The sequence below is a fragment of the Streptomyces sp. NPDC050806 genome (assembly GCF_055586425.1).
The window spans coordinates 186,285-200,333 of the sequence record NZ_JBVJIF010000001.1 but is presented as its reverse complement, the minus strand read 5'-3'; the positions used below and the strand labels follow the sequence as shown (position 1 = coordinate 200,333).

Sequence of the window (14,049 nt, the reverse complement as noted above, 5' to 3'; positions counted from 1 at the left end):
CCGTGTCAAGGCAATCGAATCCCCCGTCGGCGGCGGCCGTTGCGCCGTGCCGCACGGGGGCCGTCGACGGTCCGAGAGATCTTCGGCTGGCGGTCTTGACGTGAACGAGCTCTCGATGTTCCGTTGCGTATGCAGAAACACGTCGCTCTATGAGAAACATATTCACCGTGTGAGCCGCCGGCGCGACGGCGCCGTTCAGGACAGCCGACGACCACGCGCTCCGGCCCCTCGTACCGCCGCACGACCCGCTTTGCCGTGCCTCGGGGCGATCCCCCGACCGCACGGCCGGGTGCGGCCGACGGCGGGACGGGCGTCGCGCTGCGCGGCCCGCGCCGTCCACCGTCCCCTGCCCCGGGAGATCCGTGATGTCCATCCGTGCCATCGACGAGGCACCCCTGAACACGTTCCATCGAAAACTCACCTGGGCCTGCGCGGGCGGCCCGTTCCTCGACGGTTACCTGCTCAGCATCATCGGCGTCTCGCTGATCGGCATGAGCAACGAACTGCACCTGACCACCGCGGACGAGAGCCTCATCGGCGCCGCCGCCCTGGTCGGCATCTTCATCGGCGGCCTCTTCTTCGGGGCCGTCACCGACCGGCTCGGCCGGGAGGCGATGTACACCATCGACCTGGCGGTGCTGGTCGGCGGATCCGTCCTGTCGGTCTTCGCCACCGAAACCTGGCAGTTCGTCATCCTGCGTTTCATCCTCGGCGTGGCCATCGGGGCCGACTACCCGATCGCGACCTCGCTGCTGGCCGAGTGGGTGCCGAACAAGCACCGCGGCCGGCTGCTCGGCGTCCTCATCCTCGCCTGGTACATCGGCGCGGCCGCCGCGTACGCCGTCGGTTACGTGCTGGCCGAGATCGGCGGGTCCGGCACCTGGCGCTGGATGATCGCCTCCTCCGCCGTACTGAGCGCACTCATCCTGCTCCTGCGCATCGGCACACCCGAATCACCGTTGTGGCTGGTCAACAAGGGCCGTACCGAGGAAGCGCAGAAGGCTATCAAGCGTGCCCTCGGCCGCACCGTCCCGACCAACGAGCTGCTCGCCGCCTCGGCCACCGAGCAGTCGCTGCAACAGCACGGCTTCCGTGACCTGTTCCACGGCCGGTATCTGCGGCGCACGCTGTTCTGCGGCCTGTTCTACATGTGTCAGATCACGCCGATGTTCGCGCTGTACACCTTCGGCCCCACCATCCTGGGCTCCTTCGGCCTCGGGGAGGGCAACGACAACAACCTCGGCTCGGCGCTGATCAGCATCGTGTTCGTGCTCGGCTGCCTGCCGGCGCTGCGGCTGGTGGACCGGGTCGGCCGCCGGCCCGTCATCATCTGGTCGTTCGCCCTCATGGCGGTGCCGCTCGTGGTGCTCGGCGGCGGCTCCTCGCTGCCCCTCGCGGTGGTCGTGCTCTGCTTCTGCGCCTACGCCCTCTTCTCCGGCGGGCCCACCGTGCTGGAGTGGACCTACCCCAACGAGCTGTTCCCCACCAGCATCCGGGCGACGGCGGGCGGCGTGGCCACCTCCATCAGCCGCGTCGGGGCCGCGGCGGGCACCTATCTGCTGCCCATCTCGCTCAGCAAGCTCGGCATCGGCGTGACCATGCTGATCGGCGCCGGCATCACCCTGGTGGGCTGGCTGGTGTCCGTACTGTGGGCCGAGGAGACCCGCGGCCGCACACTGGCGGAGACCAGCGCCCTCCCCGCGTCGCATCCCGCCACGGCCGGTGAGGAGCACCGCTTGCGCCTCCGGGAAGACGAATTCGACAATTCCTGACGCCGTAAGGGCACCGCTCCACGCGGCAGACAGCCGGCCGGCCTCCGACGAGGCCGGCCGGCTGTCTGCCGGGGACCGGCCCGGCACCGCGGCCGCCCAACGATCGCCGAGCATACTGGATGTATGGATATGTCCCCCTTCCGGCTGTCCTCCCTGTCGCCCTCCCGCCGCCTCGCCGGCCGGCGCGCACGGAACCGGCGTCCCTCGACGGACGGCCGCCCCCGCTCGCTGATGAGCGCGCGGAGCGTCGCCGGACAGGGTTTCCTGCTGTATCTGGGGGTGGTGCTGCTGCTCGTCCTCGCCGCCGTGGTGGCCCTCTTCCTGCAGGCCAGGGCGTCGAGCCTGCAGGAGGCCCGCAGCCGGTCGCTCGCCGGGGCCGAGGCGTTCGCGCACGCCCCGGGGACGCTCGCCGCCATGCGGTCCGCCGACCCCAGTGCGCTGCTCCAGCCGCGCGCCGAGGAGGCCAGGAAGCGGTCCGGGGTCACCTACATCATCGCGTTCAGCCCCGCGGGCATCCGCTGGACGCACCCCGACCCGGAGCTGATCGGCAAGCACGTCGTCGGCCCCTACTCCGAAGCGCTCGCGGGCAACGTCTACCAGACCACGTACCGGACGCCGGGGGTGGGCCGCGCGGTGGACACGATGGTTCCCGTCGTCGACGGCGAGGGGAAGGTCGCCGGGCTGGTGTCCGTCGGCATCACGGTCGAGAGCGTGAACGCGCGGGTGACGGACCAGCTGCCGCTGCTGCTCGGTTCCGCCGCCGGCGCACTGGTACTGGCCACGGCCGGGTCGGCCTGGGTGAGCCGGCGGCTGCTGCGGCAGACCCACGGCCTGGGGCCGGCCGAGATGACGCGGATGTATGAGCACCACGACGCGGTGCTCCACTCGGTCCGGGAAGGGGTACTCGTCCTCAGCGGTGAGGGCCGGCTGCTGCTGGCCAACGACGAGGCGCAGCGCCTGCTGGACCTGCCGCCGGACGCGGAGCGGCGGCCCGTCACCGACCTGGGGCTGGCGGCGGGTACCGCCGAACTCCTGGCGTCGGGCCGGACGGCCACCGACGAGGTGCATCCGGCCGGTGACCGGCTGCTGGCGGTCAATGTGCGGCCGGTCGACGACCGCGGCGACCGCGCGGGCAGCGTGGTCACCCTCCGCGACACCACCGATCTGCGAGCGCTGGCGGGGCGCGCCGAGGTCGCCCGGCAGCGCCTGGAGCTGCTCTACGACGCCGGGGCGCGCATCGGCACCACGCTGGACGCGGAGCGCACCGCCGAGGAACTGGCCGAGGTGGCGGTCCCCCGCTTCGCCGACTTCGCCAGCGTCGAACTGCTGGAGGCCGTCGCGCGCGGGGAGGAGCCCGACGTCGCGAGCGGCGAGCTGCGCCGCACCGCGCTCCGCGGCATCCGTACCGACCAGCCCCTCCTCCCGGTCGGCGCGGTGGTCCGGTCGGCGCCCGCCGGACCGATGGCCGTCGCCGTGGCGAGCGGGCACGCGGTACTCGAACCGGACCTGGCCGCCTCCAAGGGCTGGCGCGCACAGCAGCCGGACCGCGCCCGGCGGGTCCTGGAGTACGGCATCCATTCGCTGATCTCGGTGCCGCTGCGGGCGCGCGGAACGGTGCTGGGCGCGGTCAACTTCTGGCGTTCGGAGAAGGCACCCTTCACCCCGGAGGATCTGGCGGGCGCCGAGGAGCTGGCCGCCCGCGCCGCGGTGTCCCTCGACAACGCCCGCCGCTTCGCCCGCGAGCACACGATGGCGGTCACCCTGCAGCGCAGCCTGCTGCCCCACGCCCTGCCCGCGCACTCCGGCGTCGAGGTGGCCCACCGCTATCTGCCGGCGCGGGCCGGGGTGGGCGGCGACTGGTTCGACGTGATTCCGCTGCCCGGAGCCCGGGTGGCGCTGGTGGTGGGCGACGTGGTCGGGCACGGGCTGCACGCCGCGGCGACGATGGGCCGGCTGCGCACCGCCGTGCACAACTTCTCCTCCCTCGACCTGCCCCCCGACGAACTGCTCGGCCGCCTGGACGAGCTGGTGACCCGCCTGGACGCGGACGAGGCCCCCGAGGGTGACAGCACGGAGGTCACGGGAGCCACCTGTCTGTACGCCATCTACGACCCGGTCCCCGGTACGTGCACGCTCGCCCGGGCCGGCCACCCGGGACCGGCCGTGGTCCACCCGGACGGCGCCGTGGAGTACCCGGCCGTGCCCGTCTCCCCGCCGCTGGGCCTGGGCGACGGCCTGCCGTACGAGACGGCCGAGTTCCCGGTGCCCGAGGGTGCGCAGCTGGTCCTGTACACCGACGGCCTCCTCACGGACGGCGCCCGCGACATCGACACCGGCCTGGACCTGCTGCGCACCGCCCTGGCCCACCCCGGCCGCACCCCGGAGGAGACCTGCCGCGCCGTCATCGACGGGGTGCTGCCCGCGCGGCCGGCGGACGACGTCGCGCTGCTCGTCGCCCGCACCCGGCTGCTGGACCCGGACCGCGTCGCCGCCTGGGACGTGCCGCGCGATCCCGCCGCCGTCTCCCGGGTGCGCGCCGAGGCGGCCCGACGGCTGGCGGCCTGGGGGCTGGAGGAGCTCGCCTACACCACCGAGCTGTTGGTCAGTGAGCTGGTCACCAACGCCGTCCGCTACGGCGCCGAGCCCATCCGGCTCCGCCTGCTGTACGACGACGCCACCCTGATCTGCGAGGTCGCCGACGGCAGCAGCACCTCGCCCCATCTGCGCCGCGCGAAGACGGGCGACGAGGGCGGGCGCGGTCTGTTCCTGGTCGCCCGGTTCGCGCAGCGCTGGGGCACGCGGTACACCGCCCGCGGCAAGGTCATCTGGACCGAACAGTCCCTGCGCGGCCCGGCGTCCGACGCCGGCGAGGACCTGGGTGACGCGCTGCTGGACCAGTGGGACGACAGTGCGTTCTAGCGGCGGCACACGCCATGGCGCGGGGCGCTTCCTCCCCCTTGACAGCGCCTGAACCCGCGAGAAAGGCTGTTGCGTATAGCGATGGTGGTTGCGTCATCAGAGACGAACCTCGTCGGCCCCGTCCACCGCACCGAGGCGCAGACAAGGGAGCCCACCCGTGGCCATCTCCGTGTTCGATCTCTTCTCCATCGGCATCGGCCCCTCCAGTTCGCACACCGTCGGCCCGATGCGGGCCGCCCACATGTTCGTCGTCCGGCTCAAAGAGGAGGGGCTGCTGGCCCGGACGGCATCGGTACGGGCCGAGCTGTTCGGCTCGCTCGGCGCCACCGGGCACGGCCACGGCACGCCCAAGGCCGTCCTGCTCGGCCTGGAGGGCAACGAGCCGCACACGGTCGACGTGGCGCGGGCCGAGCAGGACGTCGAGCGCATCATGGCGACCGGAAGGCTGCGGCTGCTGGGCCGCGACGTCGGCGACGCCCACGAGATCGGCTTCGACCCGGACCGCCGGCTGGTGCTGCACCGCCGTCGCTCCCTGCCGTACCACGCGAACGGCATGACGCTCTTCGCGTACGGCCCGGACGGCGAACCGCTGCTGGAGAAGACGTACTACTCCGTCGGCGGCGGCTTCGTCGTCAACGAGGACGCGATCGGCGAGGACCGCATCAAGCCGGACGACACGGTGCTGAAGTACCCCTTCAGCAGCGGCGACGAACTGCTGCGCCTGACCCGGGAGACGGGGCTGTCGATCTCGGCCCTGATGCTGGAGAACGAACGGGCCTGGCGCACCGAGAGCGAGATCCGGGGCGGCCTGCTGGAGATCTGGCACGCGATGGCGGCGTGCGTGGCGCGCGGCATGACCGGCGAGGGCATCCTGCCGGGCGGGCTCCGCGTCCGCCGCCGGGCCGCCGCCGCGGCCAAGGCACTGCGGGCGGAGGGCGATCCGGCGGGCCGCGCGATGGAATGGGTCACCCTCTACGCGATGGCCGTCAACGAGGAGAACGCGGCAGGCGGCCGCGTCGTGACCGCGCCCACCAACGGCGCGGCCGGCATCATCCCCGCCGTCCTGCGCTACTACCTCGACTTCGTCCCCGGCGCGGACGACGACGGCATCGTGCGGTTCCTGCTGGCGGCCGGCGCCATCGGGTTGCTCTTCAAGGAGAACGCCTCGATCTCCGGCGCCGAGGTCGGCTGCCAGGGCGAGGTCGGCTCCGCCTGCTCCATGGCCTCCGGCGGCCTCGCCGAAGTCCTCGGTGGCTCCCCGGAACAGGTGGAGAACGCCGCGGAGATCGGCATGGAACACAACCTCGGCCTCACCTGCGACCCGGTCGGCGGCCTCGTCCAGATCCCGTGCATCGAACGCAACGGCATGGCAGCGGTCAAGGCCATCACCGCCGCCCGCATGGCCCGACGCGGCGACGGCCGCCACCACGTCTCCCTCGACAAGGTCATCAAGACCATGAAGGACACGGGCGCCGACATGAAGGTCAAGTACAAGGAAACGGCGCGGGGCGGGCTGGCGGTGAATGTCATCGAGTGCTGAGCGGAGGCCTTCCGACGGGGTGATTTGCAACTTTCAACGCTGTCACGGACTTGCCCTTCTCCGCGACGGAAAGTCCCTGGGGTGTCCCTGCCTGTCCGTGTCCGGCCCCTGACCTGGTCTTCTCCAACGCGAGGACCAGCCGAGTGGTGGTTCACCTGGCACCCCTTGCAAGACCTGCGTCACCACCTGGCACCCCCGCAGCACGCCGCATCCACATGAGCCCCCGGAGCCGGGCCCCAGTCGATGAAAACGTTCCGCTACGGGAGCGCAACTACGGCATCACGCACCACGTCGTCGAAGACACCAACACTTGGATGAGCGGGTCGGGCTTCGGCGCATTCGTCCTCGGCCAGTGCGCCGCAGCCCTCGATACGGGGGCATGACGATGTCGCCGTGCCGACCCACTGCCTCGATGGCGCGATCCGTGGTGGAAGCAGCGTCAATCGAGCCGTCGGCACCGGGATCGGCTCGCGCCTCTGGGCAGGCAGGAGCAGGCCGGTTTCCCTTGCCCTGGCCCGCGGCGGTCATCTGATGACAGCAGGTAGCTCAGGTCCAGCGCTGCATGTACTTCGAGCAGCCGTAGACGGTGCCCGGCTGATACTGGCAGACCTTGAACTTCATCAGCCTTCCCTCGGGCCAGCTCTTGTTCACCACCCTGTTGCTGTCCTCCCCGCCGGGGAGGCTGACTGCCTTGTCGTGGCCGGAGCTTCCCGCCGCGGAGTAGTACCCAACCACCCCGGCCCCATCCGCGCAGAAGTCTTGGACCACCAAGTACTCGCCCACATCGTCGAATGTCAGCCCACCGCACTTGTTGCTGGTGTACGCGTGGGTGGCCTTGGCCTGAGCTGGCGCGACGGCGAACGACGCCAACGTGGCAGCTGCGAGGGCGCCAACTATCACTGAGCGATTCTTCACATTCATGCGATTCCCCACGTACGTCTGGTGCGTTTGGCCGGTGCGCGCTTACCCACTTGATAACTCGTCACACCGCGTTCGCGTGCACGCCTTGATACTCGAGTCGCACCCGTCAGGCTGGGGCCGGCATCATCAACAGGGCAGCGAGATCCACGGCAGGCCACCTCATAGGACAGTGGCTCGGCGATCAGCGTGGCAGCGTCCACGCACCCCTCGGCCGTGGCTTCTTCCGAGGGGAAGGATGGCCCCGACGGCACCGGGGACGTCACGTGGGGCGGAATGGGGTGAAGCGGCATGCGCCTACGAAATGGGCCCCGGATCACCGCGTCCTGGGCCTCACCTCAGCAGCCTGGCGGGGGGGACGGGCTGGCCTTGTTCTGGGTGGCCAGCCAGGCCAGAAACACATGTCAGAACAGAATTCGGCGAGACGGGCAAGCCGATAGCCGATGGTGTATCGCTGCGACGGCGGACCGCTTCGATGACGGTGGCGAAGTCCGCCTGCACACCGGGCAGCCAGTCCGTCGCGGGCTTGAGGTAGGTCTCCGAGCCCTCCGGATCGAAGAATTCGGCGAAAACCTCGTACAGATGGCGGTTCTCGGTGAGCTGGGTGAGCCCACACAGCCACCTCATTTTCCGATGGCGTCGATCCAAACCGTGGATGGCCCGCCGGCCCTGCTGCCGAGGCGTGGGAAGCCGCTCCGCCAGCCACCGCTCATGCCTGCGGCGAGTCGGGCAGTCGGCTCCCGACCCGTGCAGCCGTCTCGCGCAGCCAGATATGGGCAGCGTCGTGCGTATGCACCGGGTGCCACCACAGTGCTTCGCGCAGCGGTACCGCCTCGTACGGAGGCTCCAACACACGTACCGGCGCCAGCGGCGCGAGCGACCGGGCCAGACGCTCTTGCACCAGGGCGATCCGCCGGGTGCCGGCCACCAGCAGCGGCAGGAGCTGGAAGCTGTCGACGGACACCTCGACGCGGGGTTCGATGCCAAGCATGCCGAGTTGGCGTACGGCCGGCGCGTCGTAGGTGCGCTGATAGGTGACCCACGGCAACCGGGCCAGGTCTTTGCGGGTGAGCCGGTCGCCGATGCCGGGGTGGTCGTCCGCGACGACGAAGACCCAGCGGTCGTCATAGAGGTCGGTGGCGGGGAAGTCGCTGATGACGCCGTGCGGCATGAGCAGGCCGTCGGTCGCACTCAGCAGGGTGGCGGTGTCGTCCACCACGGTGGGCGGCGTCTGGGTGAAGCGCAGCCGGATGCCCGGAGCCTCTTCGTGCACGACGCGGGCGAGCTCGGTGCCGAAGACGGTGACGGCGTAGTCGGACGCCAGGAGCGTGAACTCGCGTTTCTCCACGGCCGGATCGAAGTCGGCCTGGCTGGAGAAGAGACGCTCCAGTAGGTCGTACGCGGTAGAGGTGCGGTCGAGGAGCACCTGGCCGAGGGCGGTGAGCTCGTAGTGGCCGCCGACTCTGGCCAGCAGGTCGTCGTCGAAGTGCCGGCGCAGGCGGGCCAGGGCGGCGCTCATGGCGGGTTGGCTGAGGCCGATTCGCCGGCCGGCGCGGGTGACATTGCGCTCCTCCAGGAGGGCGCGCAGCGCGACGACGAGGTTGAGGTCGAGACTCGCCAGATTCACGAATTCTCCAGAGGACTGATGAGGGCCAGGTAGCGCACGTGGGGCCGATGACCGAGCCCGGCCATTCACCGCATGGATGGTAGTGATCCATGAAATCTATTTCCATGATCGATGGGGTCGCGCACACACTAGTCACCTCACGACCGGAAGGTATGACCTGTGGAATCCGCACCCGCCCCCGCGTCCACGACTTTCTTGGGCCCCTTTGCTCTCAGCACACTCTCCGTCCCGCCAGGACCCGGCTTTCCCGCGCTGGTCACTCCGGACGGGCGCGCACTCGACCTCCGGAAGGCTTTCGATAACCCCCAGCTGACGATGCGTTCACTGCTGGAGGACTGGGAGGCGGCCCTTCCCCGGCTGCACCGGCTGGCCGTGGACAGGAACCTGGAACGGCAGCCGCTGAACGACTTCCGGGTGCACGCACCGGTGGAGCCGCGGCAGGTGTTCCAGTCCGGTGCCAACTACCGCCGGCACGTCATCGACCTCCACGTCGCCCACCGTGCCCCCGGGGACGACCGCCCCGAGGAGGAACGGCGCGCCGAGGCCGCGGAGCTCATGGACCGGCGGGCGGCCGAGGACCTGCCGTACGTGTTCATCGGTCTGCCGAGCGCGATCACCGGGCCGTACGACGACGTGGTCCTCCCCGCGTGGGCAGAGAAGCCCGACTGGGAGCTGGAGCTGACGGCGGTCATCGGCCGACCCGCCTACCAGGTCTCGGTGGCGGAAGCGCTGGAGTACGTCGCCGGGTACACCATCGCCAATGACCTGACCGACCGCGCCAGCGTCTTCCGGCGGGACATGCCGCAGATCGGCACCGACTGGCTGCGGTCGAAGAACGCGCCCGGCTTCACACCGCTCGGGCCGTGGATCGTGCCCGCCGCTTCAGTCGGCGCCCCGGACGACGTGCAGCTGACGCTGAAGCTCAACGGCGAGGTGATGCAGGACGAGTCCACGAAGGACATGATCTTCAACGTGGCTCACATGGTGTCCTACGCCTCGCGGACCGCCCGGCTGCTCCCCGGCGACCTGGTGTTGACAGGCAGTCCGGCCGGCAACGGCATGCGCTGGGGGCGGCTGCTGCGCGACGGCGACATCGTGGAGGGATCGATCACCGGCCTCGGTGCTCAGCGGACCCGTTGCGTGGCGGAGGCGGTATGAGGCTCGACCGGAACGACCCCGAGGGCTCGATAGCCCGGGCCGCCAAGGCGTACTCCAACTGGGGCCGGTGGGGAGCGGACGACGTACTCGGCACGCTCAACTTCCTCGACGAGGCCAAGCGCCGGGAAGGCGCCGCGCTCGTCCGACGGGGCGTCAGCTTTTCGCTCTCCCAGCGGTTCGACATGAACGGCCCGCAGAAAGGCTGGCGGCGGCGTACCAATCCGGTGCACACCATGCTCGACACCGGCACCGACGCCGCCGCGGGCCACCAGGGCTTCCCGCACGGCCTCGGCGGCGCCGACGATGTCATCACGATGCCGCTCCAGTGCTCCACGCAGTGGGACGGGCTCGGACACATCTTCGACCACGGCAGGGCCTGGAACGGACGCCCCGCCGACCAGGTCGTCACCTCCGACGGCGACCTGGTCACCGGCATCGAGCACATGGCACCGCACGTCGCCGGGCGCGGCGTGCTCCTGGACGTCGGCCGGGTGATCGGCACCGACGGCGAGCTGGCCGACGGGTTCGCGATCACCGAGGAGCACCTGACCACCACCGCCGAGGCCCACGGCGTGACCGTGGGACGCGGCGACATCGTCCTGGTACGCACCGGACAGCTCACGCGGGTCCGCCGTGACGGGTGGGGAGAGTACGCAGGCGGCCCCGCACCAGGACTGTCGTTCACCACCGCCGGCTGGCTGCACGGTACGGAGCTCGCCGCCCTCGCCACCGACACCTGGGGCTTCGAGGTACGGCCCAACGAGTTCGCGCACGCCTTCCAGCCGCTGCACCAGGTCGTCATCCCCAACATGGGTCTGCTCATCGGCGAGATGTGGGACCTGGACGCGCTCGCGGCGGACTGCGCGGCCGACGGTGTGTACGACTTCTGGCTCACCGCCGCCCCGCTGCCCATCACCGGCGCCGTCGGTTCCCCGGTCAACCCGATCGCCGTCAAGTAACCAGCAGAACGAGGACTTTCCCCATGACCACCTCCCGTACCGTCCTTGTCATCGGTGGCGGCGCGGCCGGCAACGCCGTGACCGTTCTGCTGCGCCGCGCCGGGATCGCAGTGGACCTGATCGAGGCCAAGGACGACTGGAACGCCACGGCCGGCTCCGGCATCACCCTCCAGGGCAACGCCCTGCGAGTCCTGCGCGAACTGGGCGTCCGGGAGCAGGTGCAGGCGTCCGGCTTCGGCTTCAACCCCGTCGGCATCACCGCACCCGACGGCACCGTCCTGCACGTGCAGGACGACCTGCGTACCGGGGGCGACGACCTGCCCGCCACCGTCGGGATGCAACGCCCTCACCTGCAGCAGATCCTCATCGACGCCGTCCGCGCGAGCGGCGCCTCCGTCCGCCTCGGCACCACGGCGGAGATCCTCGCTCAGGATGCCCAGGGTGTCTCCGTCCGCCTCGGCGACGGCACCGTAGGCCGCTACGACCTCGTCGTCGCCGCCGACGGCCTCGGCTCCGCCACCCGCGCCGCCGTCGGCATCGCGGACAGGCCCGAGCCCACCGGCATGGCCATCTGGCGCGTCGCCGCCCCGCGCCCGGCCGGCGTGACCCGCACCGACCTCGCCTACGGCGGACCGGCCTACATCGCGGGCTACTGCCCCACCAGTGAGCACACCCTGTACGCCTACGTCGTGGAGGCCAACCGCGACCGCGCCGCGATCCCGCCGGAGGCGTACGCCGACGAGATGCGCCGCCTGACCTCCGGCTACGGCGGCTTCTGGCCGGAGATCACCGGGCACATCACCGACCCGGAGAAGGTCAACTACACCTGGTTCGAACGGATGCTGGTCGAGGGCTCCTGGCACCGCGGCCGCGTCGTCCTCGTCGGCGACGCCGCCCACTGCTGCCCGCCCACCCTCGCACAGGGCGCCGCCCTGTCCCTGGAGGACGCCTGGGTGCTCGCTCAGCTGCTGACCGATACCGAGCAGTGGGACGACGCGCTGTTCCGGACGTACTACGAACGGCGTGTGCGGCGTGTGCGCCCGGTGGTGGAAGCGTCCGTGCAGATCGGGCAGTGGCAGCTCGACGGGGTACGGGACGCCGATGTCGCGGGCCTGATGGGCCGCACCATGACGATGCTCAGGGAGTTGCCGTGACCACCGACGCACTGCCCGCCCCGCAGGGAGCCGCCGCTCCCACCGTCGACGTACACGCGCACGTCCTGCTGCCCGAGATCGAGGCGCTGGTGGCCGGTCGGCCCGGCCACGACACGGCCAAGGCCCTCGACGCCCGCCGCAACGGTCCCACCGCTCTCGCCGTGAGCGGCCCCATGGTGCGCGACCGCATTCCGAAGCTGACCGACCCCGCCGTCCGCCTGGCCGCCATGGACGCCCAGGGCGTGGACATCCAGCTGGTCAGCCCCTCCCCCTCGCACTACCACTACTGGACCGACCAGGACACGGCCGAGAAGGTGTACCGGCTCGCCAACGAGGCGACGGCCGCACACTGCTCGGCCGCCCCCGACCGGCTGCGCGGCCTGGGGCTCGTACCGCTCCAGCATCCGGAGCGAGCGGTCGAGGCGCTGGACCACGCGCGGGCGCTCGGGCTGCTGGGCGCCGAGATCTCCAGCCACGCACCGGGCCGGGAACTGTCGGACCCGGCGTACGAGCCACTATGGGCGAGGGCCGCGGAGACCGACTCGCTGCTGTTCCTGCATCCCTTCGGGTGCACCCTCGATGAGCGCCTGGACCGGTGGTATCTGTCCAACACCGTCGGCCAGCCCACCGAGAACGCCGTTGCCCTCTCCCACCTGATCTTCTCCGGGGTGCTGGACCGCCACCCCGGCCTCAGGATCATCGCGGCGCACGGCGGCGGCTACCTTCCCACCCACATCGGCCGCAGCGACCACGCCTGGGCCGCCCGCACCGACGCCCGCGCCGGCTGTGCCCACTCGCCCAGCAGCTACCTCAGGCGGCTGTACTTCGACTCCCTCGTCCACGACCCGGACGCACTGAGGGAGTTGGTGCGTGTCGCGGGAGCGGACCGGGTCCTGCTCGGCTCCGACTACCCCTTCGACATGGGCACCGAGGACCCCGTCGGTGCGCTACGGGCCGCTCGGCTGCCCGACACCGACCTCGATGCCGTACGCGGCGGGAACGCCGCCGCCCTGCTCGACCAACCCCTCGTCCGAGGAGAAAACTCATGAGCGCACGCCTGCTCACCCACCTGCGCCACGTCGACCTCGCCGTGCCCGACTACGACAAGCAGCTCGACTTCTACGCCGGCGTCTGGGGCCTGACCAAAGTCGCCGAGGACTCCGGCATCTCCTTCCTCGCCGCTGAAGGCTCCCCCGAGCAGTACGTCGTACGGCTGCGCAAGGCCGACGAGAAGCGTCTCGACCTCGTGTCCTACGGTGCCGCGAGCCCGGCCGACGTCGACACGCTCGCCGAGCGCCTGCTCGCGAGTGGCGTCCAGCTGCTCACCCGGCCGGGCAAGGTCGACACCCCCGGTGGCGGCTACGGATTCCGTTTCTTCGACGTGGACGGGCGCACTATCGAGGTCTCCGCCGACGTCGCGGTCCGGCAGCACCGCAAGATCGAGGAGAAGGAGGCCATCCCGGTCAAGCTCTCCCACGTCGTCCTCAACTCCCCCGACCTGAACCGCACCCGCGAGTGGTACGAGCGCCACCTCGGCTTCGCTCTCAGCGACACGCTCAGCTCTCCGCACATGGGCGAGGTCATGCACTTCATGCGGATCAGCAACCAGCACCACTCCATGGCCCTGGCCCAGGGGCCGCACACCGCGCTGCACCACGTCTCCTTCGAGATGCGCGGCCTGGACGAGTACATGCGCGGCTCCGGACGCGTCATGCGGGCCGGGTACCGCAAGATCTGGGGGCCGGGACGCCACATGGCGGGCGACAACACCTTCACGTACTTCCTCGACCCGCACGGCAACACCGTCGAGTACACCACCGAGCTGGAGACGCTCGACGAGGACACCTGGCACCCGCACGTCTACGACTTCTCCCAGCCCGAGGTCACCGACCAGTGGGGCACGGCCAACCCCATGAACGAACTCGTCGCCAAGGAGTCCTTCAACGACCCCGACCGCGGCTGCTTCGTCGCCCCGCCGGTCTGAGCGAGCGCCCCTACGCCG

The 14,049-nt window shown here is 70.8% G+C and carries 11 protein-coding genes; 8 read left to right on the top strand and 3 right to left on the bottom strand.

The genetic code is table 11. From position 1 onward, the window contains the following. Positions 1-365: 365 nt before the first annotated feature. From ACZ6WH_RS00880 to ACZ6WH_RS00870, 3 genes are all read left to right on the top strand, one after another. Entirely contained in the window at positions 366-1,772 is a 1,407-nt protein-coding gene (locus tag ACZ6WH_RS00880) for an MFS transporter (RefSeq protein WP_469724989.1), read from the top strand. Positions 1,773-1,895: 123 nt separating this feature from the next. Further along, a complete protein-coding gene (locus ACZ6WH_RS00875) occupies positions 1,896-4,691 on the top strand; it encodes a SpoIIE family protein phosphatase (RefSeq protein WP_469724988.1) in 2,796 nt (931 codons plus the stop codon). A gap of 157 nt (positions 4,692-4,848) precedes the next feature. Beyond that, the gene (locus ACZ6WH_RS00870; protein ID WP_469724987.1) at positions 4,849-6,231 is read left to right on the top strand and encodes an L-serine ammonia-lyase; all 1,383 of its coding nucleotides are present in this window, start codon (positions 4,849-4,851) and stop codon (positions 6,229-6,231) included. Between the two features lie 546 nt (positions 6,232-6,777). Here the strand turns inward: ACZ6WH_RS00870 and ACZ6WH_RS00865 are convergent. From ACZ6WH_RS00865 to ACZ6WH_RS00855, 3 genes are all read right to left on the bottom strand, one after another. Continuing rightward, a complete protein-coding gene (locus ACZ6WH_RS00865) occupies positions 6,778-7,152 on the bottom strand; it encodes a hypothetical protein (RefSeq protein WP_469724986.1) in 375 nt (124 codons plus the stop codon). 330 nt (positions 7,153-7,482) lie between these two features. Continuing rightward, positions 7,483-7,776 carry a hypothetical protein gene (locus tag ACZ6WH_RS00860; RefSeq protein WP_469724985.1) on the bottom strand — a complete coding sequence of 98 codons (294 nt, stop codon included), beginning with the start codon at positions 7,774-7,776 and terminating at the stop codon, positions 7,483-7,485. 82 nt (positions 7,777-7,858) lie between these two features. Continuing rightward, positions 7,859-8,776, bottom strand: coding sequence for a LysR family transcriptional regulator (locus tag ACZ6WH_RS00855; protein WP_469724984.1), 918 nt, complete (start codon positions 8,774-8,776; stop codon positions 7,859-7,861). A gap of 315 nt (positions 8,777-9,091) precedes the next feature. Here ACZ6WH_RS00855 and ACZ6WH_RS00850 point away from each other — a divergent pair, with 315 nt between their 5' ends. The 5 genes from ACZ6WH_RS00850 to ACZ6WH_RS00830 are packed head-to-tail and all read left to right on the top strand — an operon-like array spanning position 9,092 to position 14,031. After that, positions 9,092-9,934 carry a fumarylacetoacetate hydrolase family protein gene (locus tag ACZ6WH_RS00850; RefSeq protein WP_469724983.1) on the top strand — a complete coding sequence of 281 codons (843 nt, stop codon included), beginning with the start codon at positions 9,092-9,094 and terminating at the stop codon, positions 9,932-9,934. Further along, positions 9,931-10,893, top strand: coding sequence for a cyclase family protein (locus ACZ6WH_RS00845; protein ID WP_469724982.1), 963 nt, complete (start codon positions 9,931-9,933; stop codon positions 10,891-10,893). The genes ACZ6WH_RS00850 and ACZ6WH_RS00845 overlap by 4 nt, the downstream gene beginning before the upstream one ends. Positions 10,894-10,916: 23 nt before the next feature. Continuing rightward, complete coding sequence (locus ACZ6WH_RS00840; RefSeq protein ID WP_469724981.1) at positions 10,917-12,047, top strand: FAD-dependent oxidoreductase; 1,131 nt, start codon at positions 10,917-10,919, stop codon at positions 12,045-12,047. Continuing rightward, the gene (locus ACZ6WH_RS00835; RefSeq protein WP_469724980.1) at positions 12,044-13,096 is read left to right on the top strand and encodes an amidohydrolase family protein; all 1,053 of its coding nucleotides are present in this window, start codon (positions 12,044-12,046) and stop codon (positions 13,094-13,096) included. The genes ACZ6WH_RS00840 and ACZ6WH_RS00835 overlap by 4 nt, the downstream gene beginning before the upstream one ends. Beyond that, positions 13,093-14,031 (top strand): VOC family protein, encoded by a 939-nt coding sequence (locus tag ACZ6WH_RS00830; protein WP_469724979.1) that lies wholly within the window; start codon positions 13,093-13,095, stop codon positions 14,029-14,031. Before ACZ6WH_RS00835 ends, ACZ6WH_RS00830 begins: the two co-directional genes overlap by 4 nt. Positions 14,032-14,049 lie beyond the last annotated feature (18 nt).

What these genes read in the sequence shown, in the direction of transcription:
- ACZ6WH_RS00830 (WP_469724979.1), top strand. Translation starts at nt 13,093, where the DNA reads ATGAGCGCACGCCTGCTCACCCACCTGCGCCACGTCGACCTCGCCGTG.
- ACZ6WH_RS00840 (WP_469724981.1), top strand. Translation starts at nt 10,917, where the DNA reads ATGACCACCTCCCGTACCGTCCTTGTCATCGGTGGCGGCGCGGCCGGC.
- ACZ6WH_RS00865 (WP_469724986.1), bottom strand. Translation starts at nt 7,152, where the DNA reads ATGAATGTGAAGAATCGCTCAGTGATAGTTGGCGCCCTCGCAGCTGCC.
- ACZ6WH_RS00880 (WP_469724989.1), top strand. Translation starts at nt 366, where the DNA reads ATGTCCATCCGTGCCATCGACGAGGCACCCCTGAACACGTTCCATCGA.
- ACZ6WH_RS00860 (WP_469724985.1), bottom strand. Translation starts at nt 7,776, where the DNA reads ATGAGGTGGCTGTGTGGGCTCACCCAGCTCACCGAGAACCGCCATCTG.
- ACZ6WH_RS00875 (WP_469724988.1), top strand. Translation starts at nt 1,896, where the DNA reads ATGGATATGTCCCCCTTCCGGCTGTCCTCCCTGTCGCCCTCCCGCCGC.
- ACZ6WH_RS00850 (WP_469724983.1), top strand. Translation starts at nt 9,092, where the DNA reads ATGCGTTCACTGCTGGAGGACTGGGAGGCGGCCCTTCCCCGGCTGCAC.
- ACZ6WH_RS00845 (WP_469724982.1), top strand. Translation starts at nt 9,931, where the DNA reads ATGAGGCTCGACCGGAACGACCCCGAGGGCTCGATAGCCCGGGCCGCC.